Annotated in this window: 21 protein-coding genes; 8 read left to right on the forward strand and 13 right to left on the reverse strand. The window is 73.3% G+C overall.

Going from position 1 to position 18,409, the window contains the following annotated elements:
- Window positions 1-600, reverse strand: a 600-nt coding sequence (locus tag IEY71_RS14480; RefSeq protein ID WP_189086075.1) for an FMN reductase, incomplete at its 3' end; no start/stop codon positions are given.
- The gene (locus IEY71_RS14485; protein ID WP_189086076.1) at window positions 597-1,808 is read right to left on the reverse strand and encodes an LLM class flavin-dependent oxidoreductase; all 1,212 of its coding nucleotides are present in this window, start codon (window positions 1,806-1,808) and stop codon (window positions 597-599) included. The genes IEY71_RS14485 and IEY71_RS14480, both read right to left, overlap by 4 nt.
- Window positions 1,809-1,988: 180 nt before the next feature.
- Here IEY71_RS14485 and IEY71_RS14490 point away from each other — a divergent pair, with 180 nt between their 5' ends.
- Window positions 1,989-2,759 (forward strand): glycosyltransferase family 2 protein, encoded by a 771-nt coding sequence (locus tag IEY71_RS14490; protein ID WP_189086077.1) that lies wholly within the window; start codon window positions 1,989-1,991, stop codon window positions 2,757-2,759.
- Here the strand turns inward: IEY71_RS14490 and IEY71_RS14495 are convergent.
- The gene (locus IEY71_RS14495; RefSeq protein ID WP_229781770.1) at window positions 2,744-3,715 is read right to left on the reverse strand and encodes an alpha/beta fold hydrolase; all 972 of its coding nucleotides are present in this window, start codon (window positions 3,713-3,715) and stop codon (window positions 2,744-2,746) included. The two genes, IEY71_RS14490 and IEY71_RS14495, sit on opposite strands and share 16 nt — an antisense overlap.
- Window positions 3,716-3,830: 115 nt before the next feature.
- Between IEY71_RS14495 and IEY71_RS14500 the strand changes: the two genes are divergently transcribed.
- A complete protein-coding gene (locus IEY71_RS14500) occupies window positions 3,831-4,205 on the forward strand; it encodes a thioredoxin family protein (RefSeq protein ID WP_189086078.1) in 375 nt (124 codons plus the stop codon).
- 30 nt (window positions 4,206-4,235) lie between these two features.
- Here the strand turns inward: IEY71_RS14500 and IEY71_RS14505 are convergent, their stop codons facing one another.
- From IEY71_RS14505 to IEY71_RS14515, 3 genes are read right to left on the reverse strand one after another with little or no spacing between them, the layout of a single operon-like run.
- The gene (locus IEY71_RS14505; protein WP_189086079.1) at window positions 4,236-4,835 is read right to left on the reverse strand and encodes a hypothetical protein; all 600 of its coding nucleotides are present in this window, start codon (window positions 4,833-4,835) and stop codon (window positions 4,236-4,238) included.
- Between the two features lie 53 nt (window positions 4,836-4,888).
- Window positions 4,889-5,776: an LLM class flavin-dependent oxidoreductase gene (locus IEY71_RS14510; RefSeq protein ID WP_189086080.1), complete on the reverse strand. Its 888-nt coding sequence runs from the start codon at window positions 5,774-5,776 to the stop codon at window positions 4,889-4,891.
- A gap of 9 nt (window positions 5,777-5,785) precedes the next feature.
- Window positions 5,786-6,802, reverse strand: a complete 1,017-nt coding sequence (locus IEY71_RS14515; protein WP_229781771.1) for an EamA family transporter — start codon at window positions 6,800-6,802, stop codon at window positions 5,786-5,788.
- Between the two features lie 112 nt (window positions 6,803-6,914).
- Here IEY71_RS14515 and IEY71_RS14520 point away from each other — a divergent pair, with 112 nt between their 5' ends.
- Window positions 6,915-7,457: a CGNR zinc finger domain-containing protein gene (locus tag IEY71_RS14520; protein ID WP_189086082.1), complete on the forward strand. Its 543-nt coding sequence runs from the start codon at window positions 6,915-6,917 to the stop codon at window positions 7,455-7,457.
- A 193-nt stretch (window positions 7,458-7,650) separates the two neighbouring features.
- Here IEY71_RS14520 and rpsO read toward each other — a convergent pair whose 3' ends face one another.
- On the reverse strand, window positions 7,651-7,920 hold the full coding sequence (rpsO, locus tag IEY71_RS14525) for a 30S ribosomal protein S15 (protein ID WP_189086083.1): 270 nt from the start codon (window positions 7,918-7,920) through the stop codon (window positions 7,651-7,653).
- 133 nt (window positions 7,921-8,053) lie between these two features.
- Between rpsO and IEY71_RS14530 the strand changes: the two genes are divergently transcribed.
- Entirely contained in the window at window positions 8,054-8,425 is a 372-nt protein-coding gene (locus tag IEY71_RS14530; RefSeq protein WP_189086084.1) for a DUF488 domain-containing protein, read from the forward strand.
- A 35-nt stretch (window positions 8,426-8,460) separates the two neighbouring features.
- On the opposite strand, the gene IEY71_RS14535 is transcribed toward IEY71_RS14530, so the two are convergent.
- Window positions 8,461-9,483: a CPBP family intramembrane glutamic endopeptidase gene (locus tag IEY71_RS14535; protein WP_189086085.1), complete on the reverse strand. Its 1,023-nt coding sequence runs from the start codon at window positions 9,481-9,483 to the stop codon at window positions 8,461-8,463.
- 76 nt (window positions 9,484-9,559) lie between these two features.
- Window positions 9,560-10,393 carry a CPBP family glutamic-type intramembrane protease gene (locus tag IEY71_RS14540; protein WP_189086086.1) on the reverse strand — a complete coding sequence of 278 codons (834 nt, stop codon included), beginning with the start codon at window positions 10,391-10,393 and terminating at the stop codon, window positions 9,560-9,562.
- A 51-nt stretch (window positions 10,394-10,444) separates the two neighbouring features.
- Here IEY71_RS14540 and IEY71_RS14545 point away from each other — a divergent pair, with 51 nt between their 5' ends.
- Both IEY71_RS14545 and IEY71_RS14550 read left to right on the forward strand, forming a co-directional pair.
- Entirely contained in the window at window positions 10,445-11,530 is a 1,086-nt protein-coding gene (locus IEY71_RS14545; protein WP_189086087.1) for a M4 family metallopeptidase, read from the forward strand.
- A gap of 11 nt (window positions 11,531-11,541) precedes the next feature.
- Complete coding sequence (locus tag IEY71_RS14550) at window positions 11,542-11,841, forward strand: protealysin inhibitor emfourin (protein WP_189086088.1); 300 nt, start codon at window positions 11,542-11,544, stop codon at window positions 11,839-11,841.
- Here IEY71_RS14550 and IEY71_RS14555 read toward each other — a convergent pair.
- The 4 genes from IEY71_RS14555 to IEY71_RS14570 form a co-directional block, all read right to left on the reverse strand.
- Window positions 11,753-12,463: a lysoplasmalogenase gene (locus tag IEY71_RS14555; RefSeq protein ID WP_189086089.1), complete on the reverse strand. Its 711-nt coding sequence runs from the start codon at window positions 12,461-12,463 to the stop codon at window positions 11,753-11,755. The genes IEY71_RS14550 and IEY71_RS14555 overlap by 89 nt on opposite strands.
- Window positions 12,464-12,541: 78 nt before the next feature.
- Complete coding sequence (locus IEY71_RS14560; RefSeq protein WP_189086090.1) at window positions 12,542-12,913, reverse strand: FKBP-type peptidyl-prolyl cis-trans isomerase; 372 nt, start codon at window positions 12,911-12,913, stop codon at window positions 12,542-12,544.
- 295 nt (window positions 12,914-13,208) lie between these two features.
- Window positions 13,209-14,348, reverse strand: coding sequence for a PrsW family intramembrane metalloprotease (locus IEY71_RS18555; protein WP_268243569.1), 1,140 nt, complete (start codon window positions 14,346-14,348; stop codon window positions 13,209-13,211).
- Between the two features lie 9 nt (window positions 14,349-14,357).
- Window positions 14,358-15,761 (reverse strand): FAD-binding oxidoreductase, encoded by a 1,404-nt coding sequence (locus IEY71_RS14570; RefSeq protein WP_189086091.1) that lies wholly within the window; start codon window positions 15,759-15,761, stop codon window positions 14,358-14,360.
- Between the two features lie 74 nt (window positions 15,762-15,835).
- Between IEY71_RS14570 and IEY71_RS14575 the strand changes: the two genes are divergently transcribed.
- Both IEY71_RS14575 and IEY71_RS14580 read left to right on the forward strand, forming a co-directional pair.
- Window positions 15,836-17,371, forward strand: coding sequence for an AlkA N-terminal domain-containing protein (locus IEY71_RS14575; protein ID WP_189086092.1), 1,536 nt, complete (start codon window positions 15,836-15,838; stop codon window positions 17,369-17,371).
- Window positions 17,372-17,481: 110 nt separating this feature from the next.
- On the forward strand, window positions 17,482-18,357 hold the full coding sequence (locus IEY71_RS14580) for a fumarylacetoacetate hydrolase family protein (protein ID WP_189086093.1): 876 nt from the start codon (window positions 17,482-17,484) through the stop codon (window positions 18,355-18,357).
- The last annotated feature ends 52 nt before the right edge of the window (window positions 18,358-18,409 follow it).

Genomic DNA, 18,409 nt, shown 5'->3' on the forward strand with positions numbered 1-18,409 from the left:
CATCGGCCGGTCGAGGCGGAACGGGTCGCTCACCAGCTGCGAGCGGTCGGTGCGCTCGACGAGCTCGGCGAACTCCTTCGCACCCCGGAAGATGCGGTCGGGCAGCGAGCGCACGCCGTCGCCCTCGGCGCCGCCCCAGTCGCTCGTCGCGGCGAACACCCCGGTGGTCACCGGCACCGCGTGCAGGTAGGTGAACAGCGGGCGCATCGCGTAGTCGATCGCGAGCGAGTGCCGGGGCGTGCCGCCCGTCGCGCCGAGCAGCACCGGCAGATCGGTGAGGGCCTGCGGGTCGATCACGTCGATGAACGACTTGAACAGTCCCGCGTAGCTCGTCGTGAAGATCGGCGTGACGGCGATGAGCCCGTCGGCCGAGGCCACGGCGTCGAGCGCCTCCTCGAGCTTCGGCGGTGCGAAGCCCATGAGCAGGTGGTTCGTGATGTCGTGGGCGAGCTCGCGCAGCTCGAAGGTGCGCACCTCGGCCTCGACCCCCCGCTCGGCGAGGGCCGCGAGGGAGTCGGCGGCGAGGCGGTCGGCGAGCTGGCGGGTCGAGCTCGGCGTGGAGAGCCCCGCCGAGACGACGACGATCTGCTTGGCGGTCATCGTGCACCTCCTGCACGGGTCGCGGCGGGGCCGAAGGCCGAGCCGGCGGGCGCGGGCGCGTCCTGGTAGGGCGAGGCGCCCGCGGTCAGGTTGTCGCCGCGGTTGGCGTTCGGCGTCGCCTGGCGGGGCGCCTGGTCGCCGTACTTCGCGGCGACGAGCGAGGCGTGCGTGGGGGCGTCGGGCACCTCGGCCGGGCGGTTCTTCGCGAACTCGGTGCGCAGCACGCCGACGACCTCGCCGAGCAGGTCGAGCTGCTCGAGCACGGTCTTCAGCGGCAGCCCCGCGTGGTCGACGAGGAACAGCTGGCGCTGGTAGTCGCCCACGTAGTCGCGGAAGCCGAGCGTGCGGTCGATGACCTCCTGCGGGCTGCCCACGGTGAGCGGGGTCTGCTGGGTGAACTCCTCGAGGCTCGGGCCGTGGCCGTAGACCGGGGCGTTGTCGAAGTACGGCCGGAAGTCGCGCACCGCGTCCTGCGAGTTGCGGCGCATGAAGACCTGGCCGCCGAGGCCGACGATCGCCTGCGCGGCCGTGCCGTGGCCGTGGTGCTCGAAGCGCTGGCGGTACAGCGCGATCATGCGCTGGGTGTGCGAGGCGGGCCAGAAGATGTGGTTCGCGAAGAAGCCGTCGCCGTAGTAGGCGGCCTGCTCGGCGATCTCCGGGGTGCGGATGGAGCCGTGCCAGACGAACGGGGGAACGCCGTCGAGCGGGCGCGGCGTCGAGGTGAAGCCCTGCAGCGGGGTGCGGAACTTGCCCTCCCAGTCGACGACGTCCTCGCGCCACAGCCGGTGCAGCAGCTCGTAGCTCTCGACCGCGATGGGCAGGCCCTGCCGGATGTCCTTGCCGAACCAGGGGTAGACCGGCCCGGTGTTGCCGCGGCCGATCATGAGGTCGGCGCGGCCGCCGGAGACGTGCTGCAGCATCGCGTAGTCCTCGGCGATCTTCACCGGGTCGTTCGTGGTGATGAGCGTCGTGGCGGTGGAGAGCTGGAGGGTCGAGGTCTGGCCGGCGATGTACGCGAGCGTCGTCGTGGGCGAGGACGACCAGAACGGCGGGTTGTGGTGCTCGCCGAGGGCGAAGACGTCGAGGCCGACCTCTTCCGCGTGCTTGGCGATCGCGATGGTCGCCTGGATCCGCTCGGCCTCGGTCGGCGTGCGGCCGGTCGTCGGGTCCTGCGTGATGTCGCTGACGGTGAAGATTCCGAACTGCACGGCGTCCTCCTGGGGTGCGGGTCGAGTGCTTTCAATGCGTTTGCATAGATTAGGAACCAGGCTGCCCCCGAAGCTATTCCCGCTTCGCCGATTCGATCGAAAGGGCAGCGGATGACGCACCGCATCCAGTCTGCCCTGCCGCCGCGATCCGCGTGCGGGCCGGGTCTAGACTCCGGGGTGATGGGCAGCATCTCGGTCGTCATCCCCTGCTTGGACGATGCCGCCATGCTCCGCGCCTGCCTCGCCGCGCTGGCGGTGCAGACCCGGCCCGCCGACGAGATCATCGTCGTCGACAACGGTTCGCGCGACGACTCCGCCGCCGTCGCCCGCGACGCCGGCGCCCGGGTCGTGACGGAGCCGCGCCGCGGCATCTGGCCCGCGACCGCCGCCGGCTTCGACGCCGCCCGCGGCGAGCTCCTCGCGCGGCTCGACGCCGACTCGGTGCCCCCGCCCGACTGGCTCGCCCGCGTCGAACGGCGGATGGCCGAGGCCGACGCCCCCACCGCGATCACCGGCCCCGGCCGCTTCTACGGCGGCACCGCGTTCACGCGCTGGGTGGCCAGGCACCTCTACATCGGCGGCTACTTCTGGGCCATCGGCATCCTGCTCGGGCATCCTCCGCTCTTCGGTTCGAACTATGCGCTGCGCAGCGAGGCGTGGCGCGAGCTCCGCGGCATCGTGCACCGCGACCGGGCCGACGTGCACGACGACCTGGACCTCGCCTGGTGGCTCCGCCCGGGCATGTCGGTCGCCTATGAGCGCAGCCTCGTCGTCGACGTCTCGGCACGCCCGTTCGACAGCTGGGCGGCCCTCGGGCGACGGCTGCGGATGGCCTTCCACACCCTCGCGGTCGAGTGGCGGGAGTGGCCGGCGCTCGAGCGGCGCGCCGAGCACCGCGAGGCGGCGACGGGCACCGCCGTCGCGGACGAGGGCGATCAGGCGGTCGCGTAGAGCTCGAGCAGATCGCGCACGAGCTGGTGCGGCGTCGTCTCGCACGGGCTGTGCCCCGTCCGGTACACGGCGAAGCGCGCCCCCAGCTCGCGGGCCGAGCGCTCGTGCAGCTCGAGCGGCCAGAGGTCGTGCGCCCCGACCGCCACGAGCTTCGGGACGGCGGATGCCGCGACCTCGCGCCGGAGATCGGGGGTCGCCATCATGCACGCGATGAGATCGTCCACGCTGTCGCGGCGGGTGAGCCGGAACCGCTCGCGCACGAAGGCGAGGCGACCGGGCGGCACCCGGTTCAGATTGCTGCGGATGCCCCAGAGCATGAGCGCGGCGCCCTGCCTGGGCGTCGTGAAGCTCGAGATCGGGCCGATCCGCTTCACTCCGCGGAACGCCTGCCCCGGCTCCGGCGGACTCGACAGCAGCGCCAGGCTCGCGAAGCGCTCCGGCGCCCGGACGAGCGCCTCCTGCGCGATCGTGCCCGCGAAGCTGTAGCCGAGCACATGCGCCGGCCCGCTCCCCGCGTCGAGCACCGCGAGGAGATCGTCGAGGAAGAGCGTGCGCTCGTAACGGGCGGTCGGCGGGTCGAGCCGCCAGGGCCCGGCCGCGGCGGACTCGTACTGCCCCGCGAGATCGAAGGCCTCGACGCGGTACCCGGCGTCGGCGAGCAACGGCAGCATGAGGACGAAGTCCTCCTTCGACCCCGTCGCGCCAGGGACGAGCAGCACTCTCGGCCCGTCCACCGGCCCCATGGCGAGCCCCGCGAGCCGCCCGCTCGGCACGTCGAACCAGCAGCGCTCGGCACCGCTGGGCAGCGCGCGCCAGTCGAAGTCGGGGATCGCGGCGTCGAGCTCGGCCGCGTGCGTCTGCCAGCCCGGCGGCGGCGGCGCGAGCACGCCCGCCGGCGTGCTCCGGATGACGGCATCCGTCGCCCGCTCCGCTTCATCGGGACCGCGCTCAGTCACGCCCTCACGATAGCGCTGAGGCCGCTCGAATCGGCGGAATGGCGGGGCAACGCCGGGTCATCGCCGAGAGCGAACACTGGGCGCCTTCAAAGCTGCGGCCCGTAGGCTGGCGCCCATGGCTACCGTCGCGCTCACCATGGACACCTTCGAGAAGACGATCCTCGAAGGCGGCACCGTCTTCGTCGACTTCTGGGCCTCCTGGTGCGGGCCCTGCCTGCAGTTCGCCCCCAACTACGAGGCGGCGGCCGAGGCGAACCCCGACCTCGTCTTCGCGAAGGTCGACACCGAGGACCAGCAGCAGCTCGCCGCCGCGATGAACATCACCTCGATCCCCACGATCATGGCGTTCAAGGACGGCATCGGCGTCTTCGCCCAGGCCGGAGCGCTCCCCCGCCCGGTGCTCGACGACCTCGTCTCGCAGGTGCGCGAGCTCGACATGGACCAGGTTCGCGAGCAGCTCGCGCGCGAGGAGGACGGTCAGGCTTCCTGACCCGAACCGGCGCGCGCTGCGCGCCCGAGTTCAGGCCGTCTCGTCGAGCCCGCTGAGATCGAGCTCCACCTTGAACGGCCGCCCGTCGCCCACGATGCGCGCCGGCACCCGGACGTACTTGCCCTCGCTGCGCAGGGCGTCGAGGCGATCCACGTAGCGCTCCTCCGCCGCCTGGCCGAGGTAGCCCGCGTGCCGGGGCCGCTGCCCGCCGACGAGCTGCACGCCCACCCGGTAGCGGCGGGCCATCCAGCGACTCGCCCGCGGCACGAGGACCGCCGTCTGCTCGGGTCCGCCCTGCGTGCGCGCGATCTCGATGCCGGACTGCCGGTGGGCCGCGCCGTCGACGGGGACGACGGTGCGCACCTCGCGATCGGCCGACGGCGCCTCGACGAGCGTGAGGTCGTCGAGGCCGAGCAGGTTGCCCCACTGATCGGGGTTCGCGCCGCGCTTCTCCCGGCCGATCGAGATCACGAGATAGACGAGGGTCACCGCGAGCAGCACGATGAGCGGCCAGAACAGCCACGGCTCGGCCCCCGGCCGCACGAAGCTCGTCGCGAGCAGCACGACGAAGAGCGCGAGGTAGGGGAACGGCTCCCAGAGGAGCAGGGGCTTGCGGCGGGGGGCTGGCATGCCTTCAACGGTATCTGCTCGCTCGCCGCCGACTCACGGCGGCTTCTCAGCGCTCAGCGCAGCGCGGGCAGCCGGGCCGCGACCTCCTCCAGCACGCGCTCGTCGCCGGCGTAGATGCCCGACTCGCGCGGCCAGTGCGCGACGACCTCGTCGAAGCCGAGCCCGCGGGCCCGCTCGACCGCGTCCTCGAACGCGGCGGCGCTCGCGAGCGAGTAGCGGTCGCCCTCGTCGAGCGAGAGCACGCGCGCGACCCCGGCGACGTCGCGGCCGTGCTCGGCGCACGCCTCCGCGAAGCGCCGCGACAGCTCGCCGACGTTCCGCCACCACGCCTCGGCATCGAGCTCGGCACGCCCCGTCGTGATCCAGCCGTCGGCGAGCCGCGCGGCGAGCGCGAGGCCGCGCGGTCCGTTCGCCGCGAGCTGGAGCGGCAGCCGCGGCGACTGCGCCGGGGCGCCGACCATGCGGGCGCGCTCCGCGGTGAACCACTCGCCCGCGAACGAGATGCCGCCTGAGCCGGGCTGCTCGAAGCGCAGCAGCCGGTCGAGCGCCTCGACGAATTCGACGTAGCGCTCGTGCCGCTGCCCGGGTGACAGGGGCTCCTGCCCGAGCACGTGCGCATCGAAGCCCGTGCCGCCGGAGCCGAGCCCGGCGACCACCCGCCCGCCCGCGATCTGGTCGAGGGTCGCGAGCTCCTTCGCGAACGGCACCGGGTGGCGGAAGTTCGGATTCGCGACGAAGGTGCCGAGCCGGATCGTCGAGGTCGCCATGGCCGCGGCGGTGAGCGTCGGCACGGTCGCGTGCCAGGGCTCGTCGGCGAGGGAGCGCCAGGAGAGGTGGTCGTACGTCCAGGCGACGTCGAAGCCGTACGCCTCCGCCGCCTGCCAACGGCGGGCGGCCTCCGGCCACGGGAACTGGGGAAGGATGACGATGCCGAAGCGCATGGGGCGAGCCTAGGCCCCTCGACCCTCACCCGCACTCGGCGGCAGCGGCAGCGCGGCGGTGACGGGGATCGGCTCCGCACCGAGCTCGACGGCGGGCGCGGCCGACTCCTCGCCCGATCCCCCGGCGGCGCCGGGCGCGGCCGGCCGGCGCTCGAGCTTGACGCAGACGATGCCCGCGAGGATCAGCACTCCGCCGAGGATCTGCAGCACGCTCAGCACCTCGCCGAGCAGCACCCAACCGGCGATGCCCGCGAAGACCACCTCCGACAAGCCGAGGAACGCCGCGAGCCGGGAGCCGAGGCGGCCGATCGCGGCGAGCCCGGCGGTGTACGCGAAGGCGGTGGAGAGCACGCCGACGGCGAGGAGCGGCACGAACCACGGCGCCTCGGCGCCGAGGAACGCGACGTCGTCGAAGACGAAGCGCATCGGCAGCAGTCCCGTGACGCCGAGCAGCGCGAGCGCGACGGCCCCGACGACGAAGCCTGCGGCGATGAGCGCGAGCGGTGGCAGCTGCGCGGCCGAGGATTCGCCCACGAGGTAGTAGACGCAGACGCCGAGCATCGCGAGCGCGGCGAAGGCGAGCCCGAGCGGGTCGAGCCGGCCGCCGCCCGGACCGATGACGAGGACGAGGCCCGCGAGCGCGAGCACCGAGCCGGCGAGCACGATGCGCTGCGGCACCCGTCGGGAGCGCACCCAGGCGAGCAGCACGAGCGCGATCGGCGCGAGGTACTCGATGAGGAGCGTGAGCGAGACCGGGATGCGCTCGAGCGAGGCGTAGAAGAAGAACTGCACGCCGGCGACGGCGATGAGGCCGAACAGCAGCACCGTCCAGCGCGCCCGCCAGAGCGGGCGGAGGTCGCCGCGGAGGGCGAGGATGCCGGGGACGGCGAGGATGACGGCGGCGATCGAGATGCGGGCGAGCACGGCCGCACCGGGGCTCCAGCCGTTCTCGAGCAGCGGTTTCACGAACACGCCGCCCACGCCGAAGGCGAGCCCCGCCGCCACGCCCAGGGCGATTCCCGTCACGCCGCGCGATCCGCGCACGAGCCCTCCTCGACTCCGCTGCCGACGCGTCCGCTCGTCATGGGCGAACGCGGTTATGCTCGTGACAGTACGGCACGCCGAAGTCAGGAGTCAAATGATTTTCACCAATGACACGATCGACGCGCTGCACTTCGCCGCCGCCCTCGTGAACACCGTGCCCGAGGCGAGCGCGACCGGGGTCGACGAGCTCGGCGATCCCGCCGCCCTCGTCGCGATCCTCGACCGCTGGTGGTACTCCGGCCGGCGCGACGGCGATACCCGGGAGCTCGCCGAGGTGACCGCCGCCAGGGCCCGGCTGCGCGCACTGTGGTCGCGCGACCGCGACGACGCGGTCGCCGAGGTGAACGCCATCCTCGCCGAGTCGAACGCGGTCCCCCGGCTCGTCCGGCACGACGCGCTCGACTGGCACATCCACGCGACCTCGGCCGAGGCCCCGCTCGCCGAGCGCATCCTGGTCGAGGTGGCCATGGCCCTCGTCGACGTCGTGCGCGCCGATCAGCTGGAGCGGCTCCGCACGTGCGACGCCGACGACTGCGAGGCCGCCTACCTGGATCTCTCGAAGAACGGCTCACGCCGATTCTGCTCGACCCGCTGCGGCAATCGGATGGCCGTGCGCGCCTATCGCGCCCGGGCCTGACGACCGCATCCGGGCGTCACGACCGCGCGCGGGCGTCACGACCGCGCGCGAGGGTCACGACCGCGCGCGGGCATGACGAAGGCCCCCGGCCTTGCTCCGAGGAGCAGGTGCGGGGGCCTTCGCAAGAAGTTCGCGGCTCATCGAGAGCCATGCCGGACTTCGGCGCGCCGCACGAGGGCGGCGCCGGCGGCACTTAGCGGCGCAGCCCGAGACGCTCGATGAGCGCACGGTAGCGCTCGATGTCGACGTCGGCGAGGTAGCCGAGCAGACGACGACGCTGACCGACGAGGAGCAGCAGACCACGACGCGAGTGGTGGTCGTGCTTGTGCTCCTTCAGGTGCTCGGTGAGGTCCTTGATGCGCTTGGTGAGGATCGCGATCTGGACCTCGGGGGATCCAGTGTCACCGGGGTGCGTCGCGTACTCTTCGATGATCGCCTTCTTGGTCTCTGAATCCAGCGCCATAGAGGGATCCCCTTTCTTCTCGTTGCGCGCTGCCCGGGGCCTGATGCCTGGGCTCTCTTCATGCGCGGCCGGTGGACGGCAACCGAACTAGCTTAGCAGAGCGCGGGCGCCCGTCTTGCCCCAGACTGGAGGCATGGTGTTCGCGATCAAGCGCGTCTACGAGGCGGCTTCCGCCGAAGACGGAGTCCGGGTGCTCGTCGACCGGCTCTGGCCGCGCGGGGTGAGCCGGGAGCGCGCCGAGCTCGACCGCTGGGCGAAGGACGTCGCCCCATCCCCCGAGCTGCGCACCGCCTGGCACTACCAGCTCGAGGATTTCGCGCACTTCGCCGCGCAGTACCGGCAGGAGCTCGACGCGGGCACGGCGGGCGCCGAACTCCTCGAGCTCGGCCGGGAGCATCCGCGGGTCACGCTCCTCTTCGGTGCGCGCGACGAGCGGGTGAACCATGCGGCGGTGCTGCTCGACTGGCTCGCCGCGCACGGCGCCGAGGTGGAGCGACCGGCCTGAGCCGAGCCGCTCGTGTGCGGCGCGGGCGCCGCGGCTCAGGCGCGCGACTCGGCGAGCGTCAGGCCGGGCTGCGGCTGCTTCCGGAACTGCCCCGTCACCGCGAGCAGCACGATGATCACGGCGAAGAGGATCCAGCCGGGCCAGCCGAGCATCGAGCCCCACGGATCGGCCGGGAGATCGCTCGCGTCGACGAAGATCAGGAACTGCGAGCCGGCGGTGTTGAGCGCCGCGTGCGCGATCACGGCGGGCCACACCGAGGCGCTGCGCAGGCGCAGCCAGCCGATCACGGTGCCCACGAGCACGCAGAAGACGACCATGCAGAGGACGCCGAGCACGTCGGTTCGGCCGTAGTTGTAGCCGAGCAGCACGACCGGCGCGTGCCAGACGCCCCAGATCACCCCGCTCGCCAGGAGCGCCGCCCAGGTCCCGAGCGGGCGCAGCGCCGGCAGCAGCCAGCCGCGCCAGCCGAGCTCCTCGCCGAAGGTCGCCCCGCAGTTGACGAGCGTGACGATCGGGAGCATCAGGAGGGTGATCGTCACGACGGTCGCGGCATCCGCGCCCTGCCCGCCGCTCGCGGCGAGCGCCGCGGCGACGCCGCTGACGCCGCTCAGGTCGAGCCGGATGAGCCCCATCGCGTCGCCGAGGAGGAGCGCGGCGAACGGGATGACGGTGAAGCCGACCGCGCCGAGGGCGATGAAGAGCCAGGTCCGCCCCGCCGGCCGCAGGGGCCAGAGCCCCAGCCAGCGGGGCACGCTGGGCGCCCGATGCACCCAGAACACCACGACCAGGGCGGCGATGGTCGGGGTGAACATCATCGCGAGGGTCAACGGACCGAACCACGGGCTCGCGAGCCCCTCGCCGGAGAGCCAGACCGGCAGCTCGACGAGCCACGCACCGCCGAGCGCGATGACGAGGAAGACGATCACCGCCCGCCACGGCACCGCGGTCGGCAGCACCGGCCCGCGCTCGGAGTTCTTCGCCCGCTGGTGTTCGGCGGCGCGCACGGCGCCCGCTCCGGCCGGGCCCGGCACCGTGGTGGTGGTCTCGGAATCGCTCATGCGTCCCATCGAAGCGGGGCGGACGGATGCCGCGCCTCCCCCGTGCGGCGGAATCGTCTCCCCCGCCCGTGGGAGCTCAGGGCGCGAGCAGGAAGATCGCGGGCCATCCGTTGTGCGCATAGACGATCACCGCGAAGACCACCGCGTCGAACAGCAGGTGCACGGTCAGCACGTAGGTGAGCGACTTCGTGAGGGTGAAGGTCCAGCCCTGCACGAGGGCGAACGGGATGGTGAGCAACGGCCCCCACGACTGGTAGCCGAGCTCCCAGAGGAAGGAGACGAACACCGTCGCCTGCAGCAGGTTCGCCTGCCAGACCGGGAAGTGCCGGCGCAGCAGCGTGAACACCGTGCAGATGAAGAACAGCTCGTCCCAGGTGCCGACGGCGTTCACCCCGACGAAGAGGCGGGCGATCTCGTCGGGCGTCACCACGGTCGGCCAGTTCGTGTAGACCCCGGAGGTGATGAAGTAGAACGGCAGGATGAGCCATCCCGCCACGACCACCGCGGCGAGGTAGCCCCACTGCACGAGCGTCCAGCGCTGCCCCGTGCGCCACGGGAAGCGGATCGTCTTCTCGCGGTACAGGAAGCGCGAGACCAGGAACGGCACGGCGACGGCGAGCCCGAGGACGACCGCGAAGCGGACCATCCCCTCGTTCGACAGGTCGGCCTTCAACGAGACGGTCGAGATGATCAGCTGGCCGAGGGCGATGAGCGCGAGATCGGGGGCGAGCCGCTCGGTGCGGCCGCTGCGGTCGCAGAGCCAGGCACCGACGAGGCCGACGGCCAGCAGCACGTAGCCGGGCCAGACCAGCTGCACACCGAACAGCAGGACGGCCGCACCGCAGACCGCGGCGGCGGGCAGGAGACCGATCGCATGGCGGCGGAGTTCGCCCGTCGGAAGCGCTGGCACCGTCCCAGCCTACGGGTGGCCGCTGTCGGCGGTCGGTGGCAGCATCGAGGCATGCCGGAGATCGTCCCGCCCTACCTGCTCGATCGCATCGCCGAGTCCGCCGGGCCGCGCTTCCCGCTCGCCGCGGAGGCCGCCCGACGGGCGCTGCTGCGGCCTCCCTCGCCCAGGCTCGGTCCCGGCCCGCTGCCGGAGCAGCCGAGCGCGCTGCCCGACGCGCCCTCCGCGCCGGTCCGCCGCATCTCCGACGCCGAAGGCCTCGAGAAGCTGCCCGGCCGGCTCGTCCGCCGCGAGGGCGAACCGGCGACCGGCGACGAGGCGGTCGACGAGGCGTACAACGGCCTCGGCGACACCCACCGCCTGTTCGAGCGGGTGTTCGGCCGCGACTCGATCGACGGCGCCGGCATGCCCCTCGAGGCCACCGTGCACTTCGGCGACCGCTACGACAACGCGTTCTGGGACGGCGAGCGCATGGTGTTCGGCGACGGCGACGGCGAGGTGTTCCAGGGCTTCACCGGCTCGCTCAGCGTCATCGGGCACGAGCTCGCGCACGGCGTCACCGAGCACACCGCACGGCTCCGCTACGAGGGCCAGTCGGGCGCGCTGAACGAGCACGTCTCCGACGCGTTCGGCGCCCTCGTCGAGCAGTACGCCCTCGGCCAGGACGCCGAGGCCGCGAACTGGCTCATCGGCGAGGGCATCTTCACCCCCGAGGTGGAGGGGCGGGCGCTGCGCTCCATGCTCGAACCGGGCACCGCCTACGACGACGACGTGCTCGGCCGCGACCCGCAGCCCGGGCACTTCCGCGACTACGTCGAGACGAGCGACGACCACGGCGGCGTGCACCTGAACTCCGGCATCCCCAACCGCGCGTTCGCCCTCGCGGCGCGCGAGCTCGGCGGCTTCGCCTGGGAGCACGTGGGCCGCATCTGGTACGACGCGCTCGTCTCGGGGCGGCTCCGCGAGGACGAGACCTTCGCCGGCTTCGCGGCCGAGACGCTGCGCACCGCCGGCGAGCGATTCGGGGCGGAGTCGCGAGAGCGGCAGGCGGTGCTCCGCGGCTGGCAGGCGGTGGGCGTCGAGCCCGAGGCGGGCGACGACGCCGGCGCCGACCGCCCGGCGCCACGCTCGGCGGAGTAGCATCTGGCGCGATGGACGTCATCGTGCAACGCAGCGGCGGGCTCGCCGGGCTCCGCCTCACCTGGCAGGTCGAGGTCGACGCGCAACCCGACCGCGACGACTGGGTGCTGCTGCTCGACGAGCTGCCCTGGCACGAGGTGCCCGCGGCGCCGCCGGAGCCAGACCGCTACGTCTACCGCATCAGCTGCCCGCCGAACGAGGTCGAGCTCGCCGAGCGCCAGCTCACCGGGCCGTGGCAGCAGCTCGTCGAACGGGTGCGCCAGACCGCATCGCCGCAACGCGGAGGTGCACCACGACGCCCAGGGCGATGAGGCCCTGCGCCGCGAGGTAGCTCACCATCACGACGGCATCGTGCCATGCGAAGTCGTAGCCCGGCAGAAAACGGCCGAGCCCGAGCACCGAGTCCGACACGACGAACAGGGCGCCGCCCGCGGCGAGCATCGGGCCGTTGCCGGCGGCGAACGCCGCCATCGCCCCGAGCGCGAGCCCGTAGGCGGCCACGGGCACGAGGAGCGCGCCCGTGTGCGGGCCGAGCAGCGCGAGGAAGCCGGCGAACCACACCGGATACACCACGAGCGCCCAGAGCGGGACCCGCCGACGTCGACGCAGACGCACCTCGCCGGCTCCGCGGCCGAGCCGCAGGAACAGCGCCAGGTACACGAGGTGCGCGGCGAGGAACGAGCCCAGGCCGATCGTGAACCAGCCGTCACCGGGGAAGCTCAGCGCCACGTCGCCGCCCCAGGAGAAGCCGAGGCCCGCGACGAGGAGCCAGCACGCCGCCCCGCTCGGCCGCGGTGCGGCGAGCACCACGGCGAGCGCGAGCGCGGGCATCAGCAGCGCCTTCGTCGCGGTCACCGACCAGTCCGGGCCGATCGAGAGCAGCACGAGGTGCACGACGGAGAGCACCAGATAGGGCAGGAACGGCGGCAGCACAGCAGGCATCGTAGCGCGACGCGGATGCGACGAGGGCCGGCGGGAATCCCCGCCGGCCCTCGTCGTGGTCGTGGTCGCTCAGCTGACGCCGAGCAGGTCGATCACGAAGATCAGGGTCTGGCCCGAGAGGCGGTGTCCGCCGCCCGCGGGGCCGTACGCCTTCTGCGGCGGGACGGTGAGCTTGCGGCGCCCGCCGACCTTCATGCCGGGGATGCCCTCCTGCCAGCCGGCGATGAGCGCCTGCAGCGGGAAGTTGATGGACTGGTTGCGGCTCCACGAGGAGTCGAACTCCTCGCCCGAGTCGTACTCGACGCCGAGGTAGTGCACATCGACGGTCGAACCGGGCTGCGCCTCGGCGCCGTCGCCGACGACGATGTCCTCGATGACGAGCTCGGTGGGGGCGGGCCCCTCGGGGGCGTCGATCTCAGGCTTGCTGTTGGTGTCGGTCATGTCTCCATCCAAACGGATGCCATGGCCGAGGGCAATCGCGGACGGGCGTCCACTCCGCTCTTGCGCTGACTGCGAACAGCGTGCACCCTGGAACCCTAAGGAGCTCGTCGCCCAGGAGAGCTGTCGGCAGTGCCACACCCCAGGGCGACGAGCTTCTTCCGTCGGCCGGCAGCGCGCTGCGCCCATCAGCGGCCCAGGGCGACGAGCTTCTTCCGTCGGCCGGCAGCGCGCTGCGCCCATCAGCGGCCCAGGGCGACGAGCTTCTTCCGTACCCGCCCGCGGCTGCGGCCCGCCACTACCCCATGATCGCGCGGCGGGCGGCGGTGACGCGCTCGAGCAGCACCCGCTCGTCCTCGAGTCGGCGCACGTCGGCCCGGCCCGTGGCGATCGCGTTCCTGGTGAAGGCGAGTCGCGTGGCGTCGGCGATGAAGCTCCGCACGGCGGCGGTGCGCGGCGGGCGCTGCGCCTTCGCCCAGGCGAGCGCGGCCCGGCGTCCCGCCGGAGTCGAGAGGCCCTCGACCTCGCCCGCGTCGAACCATCCCGCCGCCTGGTACTCGCCGAGCCGGAGTCGGGTGATCCGCACCTCCTGGCGCCGCAGCAGCACGGTGAGCACGATCGCGGCGACGAAGATCGGCACCTGCACGGTCGTGTAGAGGAGCACGGCGTCGGCGAAGGCGAGCGAACCGTTCCAGAGCGCGTGCAGTCCGATCGCGAGCGCGAGCCCGCCGAGGAACCAGCCCACGACCCGGGCTCCGCCACCGCGGTTCGCCGCGATGCCGAGGGCGAGGCCCGTGCACGCGGTGAAGAGCACGTGGGCGAAGGGCGAGAAGAGCCCCCGCACGACGAAGGTCGCGCCGAGCTCCTCCGTGCCGCCCTCCGCAAGAGCGACGCCGAAGTACAGCACGTTCTCGGTGAAGGCGAAGCCCGCCGCGACCGTCGCCGCGTACACCAGCCCGTCGACCGGACCGTCGAAGTGCGAGCGCGAGAACAGGTACACGAGCAGCACCCCGACGCCCTTCGCGGTCTCCTCGACGATCGGCGCCTGCACGACGGACTGCAGCACCTCGTCGCTCGCGCCGCCGGGGGTGGTCACCGCGACCGCGATCTGCACGCCGAGGTCCACGATCAGCGCGATCGCGACGGAGACCGCGGCGCCCCAGAGGAAGGCGAACCAGAGCGCCCAGCGCGGCTCCGGCTCCCAGCGGTCCACCCAGCGCACCGCGAGCAGCACGATGGCGAGCGGGACCAGGGCGAGCACCGAGCCCACGACGAGGCTCGACAGGCCGAGCGCGACGGCGAGGTAGGCGAGGACGAGCAGCCCCACGAGCCCGGCGATCGAGATGCCGACGATCGCGAAGACGAGGCCCGCCGAGCGACGCGGCGGCGTCGCGGCCGGCGGCAGGAACTGGGGCTGGGCCTGCGGATGGAAGCTCACGCGCGCAGCTTAGCGAGCGGGCGGCGCCGGTTCGAACATCACCCCGGGGTTCAGGATGCCGAGCGGGTCGAACAGTCGCTTGACGCCCTGCTGCAGCTCGAAGACGTCGGGGCCGAGCTCGTCGGCGAGCCAGCGGCGCTTCAGGATGCCGACGCCGTGCTCGCCCGTGAGGGTGCCGCCGAGGCGGACGGCGGTGCGGAACATCTCGTCGGCGGCGGCCCAGAGGTGCGCGGGGACCTCGCCGCCCTCGTAGACGAAGTTGGGGTGCAGGTTGCCGTCGGCGGCGTGCGCGATCGTCGGGATCTCGACGCCATGGCGCGCGCCGATCGCTTCGATGGCGCGGAACATCTCGGCGAGCTTCGAGCGCGGCACGGCGACGTCCTCGATGAGCACCTCGCCTCGCGCGGCCATGGCGGGGTGCATCGCGCGGCGGATGCCGAGCAGCCGCTCGCCCTCGGCCACGTCGCCCGAGCGTCGGGTGCGCCCGCCCGCCGCCTCGAACACCGCGGCGACGGCGACCGCATCGGCCTCGGCCCCGGCGTCGTCGCACTGGGCGACGACGAAGGCCTCGCCGGGTGCGAGCCCGGCGAGGGGGGTGCCGACGAGCGCCGCCTCGCCGAGGTGTTCGGCGATGCGGGCGATCGATCCCGAGTCCAGGAGCTCGAGGATCGCGGGCCGCAGCTTCGCCGCCGTGACCGCGGTGCACGCCGCGGCGGCCGCCTCGACGTCGGGGAAGGCGGCGGCGATCGTCACGGGGCCGCCCAGCGGGATCGGACGGAGCCGCACCGTCGCCTCGACGATGATGCCGAGCGTGCCCTCGGAGCCGGTGAGGAGCGCGGTCAGGTCGTAGCCGGTGACGCCCTTGACCGTGCGACGGCCGGTACGGATCAGGCGGCCGTCGGCGAGCACCACGGCCAGCCCGAGCACCGCCTCCCGGGTGACGCCGTACTTCGCGCAGAGCAGGCCACCCGCGTTCGTCGCGATGTTGCCGCCGATGGAGGAGATCTCCCGGCTCGCCGGGTCAGGGGCGAACCAGAGACCGCTCTGCGCGAGCCTGGCGTTCAGCGCGCCGTTCAGCACGCCGGGTTCGACGACGGCGAGCTCGTCGTCCTCGTCGATCTCGAGAATGCGGTCCATGCCGGAGACGTCGAGGACGATGGCCCCCGGACTCGCGATCGCGCCGCCCGCGAGACCGGTGCCCGCACCGCGCGGCACGACCGGGGTGCGGCTCGCGTGCGCGATGCGCATCGTCGTCTGCACCTCCGCGATGCTGCCGGGTCGGACGACGGCGAGCGGGCGCTCGGCTGCGCGGTGCCCCGAGCGGTCTTCGCGGCTCGCCTCGAGCGCGGCCTCGTCGAGGACGACGGCGCTCCCGAGCTCGGCGATCAGCTGCTGGACGACCTCGTTCGACATGGATGCAGCCTAGCCGCGCCGCTCGTGTCCGATTTCCGCGAGTCGATGTCGGCGGACGGTGGCAGGCTGGAGCCATGACCCTCACCACCGACCGCCCCCAGCGGGCCGCCGCCCGCGACGAGGCCGCGCTCGCCGACCCGGTCTTCGCCGAGCGGTACCGGGCGATGCGCGCCCGCGACGCCCGCTTCGACGGGCAGTTCATCACGGGGGTGCACTCCACCGGCATCTACTGCCGGCCGAGCTGCCCGGCCGTCTCCCCCAAGCCCTCGAACGTGACGTTCTATCTCACCGCGGCGGCCGCCCACGAGGCCGGCCTCCGCGCCTGCAAGCGCTGCCTCCCCGACGCCGTCCCCGGCTCCCCCGAGTGGGACCTCCGCGACGACCTCGCCGCCCGCGCGATGCGCCTCATCGCCGACGGCGTCGTCGAGCGCGAGGGCGTGCCCGGTCTCGCCGCCCGGCTCGGCTACACCGCCCGCCACCTCACCCGGGTGCTCGGCGCCGAGCTCGGCGCGGGCCCCCTCGCCCTCGCCCGGGCGCACCGGGCGCAGACGGCGCGCACGCTGCTGCTCTCCACGAGCATGCCGGCGGCCGACATCGCGTTCGCCGCGGGCTTCGGCAGCGTGCGGCAGTTCAACGAGACGATCCGGGAGGTCTACGACCGCAGCCCGCTCGAGCTGCGGCACGCGGCGCACCGCCCCGGCACGGCAGGGGCGCCGCCGGAGGCGACCGCGGACGGCGGCGCCCATGTGCGGCTCCGGCTGCCCGCCCGCGAGCCGTTCGACGCCGACGGCGTCTTCACCTGGCTCGCGGTGCGCGCGGTCGCCGGCGTGGAGCGGGCGATCGACGGCGGCTTCGAGCGCACGCTGCGGCTGCCGGGCGGCCCGGCGCTGCTCGCGTTCACGAAAGCCGAGGGCGGCGCAGCGATCGAGGTCGAGGCCAGGCTCGCCGCGCTCGGCGACCTCCCGCCGCTCGTCGCCCGGGTGCGGCGGCTCTTCGACCTCGACGCCGACGCGGTCGCGATCGACGAGGCGCTCGCAGACGACCCGGCGCTGGCCCCGGCCGTGGCGCGCGTCCCCGGCATCCGCGTCCCCGGCTGCCTCGACCCGCACGAGCTCCTATTCCGCGCCCTCATCGGTCAGCAGATCTCGGTGGCCGCGGCCCGCACCGCGCTCAGCCGCCTCGCCGCCGCGCTCGGCGAACCCATGCCGGCGGCGGCGCCCGGCGAGCTCTCCCTGCTCTTCCCGACGGCGGCCGCGATCGCAGAGCGCGGCGCGGAGGTGCTCGCCGGCCCGAAGGCGCGGATCGCGACGATCCTCGACGTGGCCGAGCGGCTCGCGAGCGGCGAGCTCCTCGTCTCGGCCGAGCGGTCGCGCGAGCAACTCGCCGCAGACCTCCTCGCCATCCGCGGCATCGGCCCCTGGACGGCCGGCTACGTCTCGATGCGCGTCACCCGCGCCCCCGACGTACTGCTGACGAGCGACCTGGCGCTGCGCGCCGGCGCGCGGGCCCTCGGTCTGCCGGGCGAGGCGGGCGAGCTCGACCGGCGCGGGGCGGGCTGGGCACCCTGGCGCAGCTACGCCTCGATGCATCTCTGGCGCGCCGCCACGTGAGGCCTTCATTTCGGATGGCGGAAGCGACTGTCGCCATTGTGGAAGGATCGCGCCGGAGTGTTGTACATGCCGTCAGGTTTCGCCCGGAACCCACCCGATAGCTTGGAATGGTGAAATTCGCGCACCTGAGAGTCGAAGGCCAGACGACCCCCCGGCTCGCGGTGGTGATCGCCGAAGCAGCGCTCTTCCTCGACGAGGTGCTCGAGCCGGCCCCGCGCGACCTGCAGGACCTCATCGAGCAGGGCCCGGAGGGGCTCGCCGCCGTCCGCGTCGCGGTCGACGTCGCCCTCGAGGCCGGCGCCCGGCTCACTCCGGTCTCCGAGCTGCGGCACGCCTCCGCGGTGCTGCGCCCGCCGCACATCCTCGCGATCGGCGCGAACTACGCCGCGCACTCGCAGGAGCTGAAGCTGCGCCACGAGACCGCCCCGACGATCTTCTCGCTCTGGCCGAACTCGCTCACCGCGCACGGCGCCACGACGAGCTGGTCGGAGGACCTCTCCACGCAGGTCGACTACGAGGCCGAGCTCGGCGTCATCATCGGCCGCCCGGCACGCGGCGTGCACGTGCGCGACGCGCTCGACTACGTCTGGGGCTACACCGTGGTGAACGACATCACGGCGCGGAACATCCAGTTCAGCGAGGCGCAGTGGTCGCGCTGCAAGTCCTTCGACGGCTTCACGCCGACCGGCCCCGTGGTGGTCACCGCCGACGAGATCGCCGACCCGCAGGACCTCTGGCTCACGACGAACCTCGACGGCCGCATCCTGCAGGACGCCTCGACGAACGAGATGGTGCGGAGCGTCGCGGAGATCATCTCCTACCTGTCACGCTCGGCGACGATCCCGCCCGGCACGCTCATCAGCACGGGCAGCCCCGGCGGCGCCGGCTACTCGCGCAACCCGCAGGTGTTCCTGCAGGACGGCTCCACCGTCACCATCACGGTCGAGGGCATCGGCTCGCTCACGACCCACTGCCGCGTCGTCTGAGGCGACGCCCGCGCAGCGAGGCGAACGGCGCCCCGGCCGGGGCCGGGGGGCC

It is taken from the genome of Agromyces mediolanus (assembly GCF_014648575.1).
GTDB classification, from domain to species: Bacteria; Actinomycetota; Actinomycetes; order Actinomycetales; family Microbacteriaceae; genus Agromyces; species Agromyces mediolanus.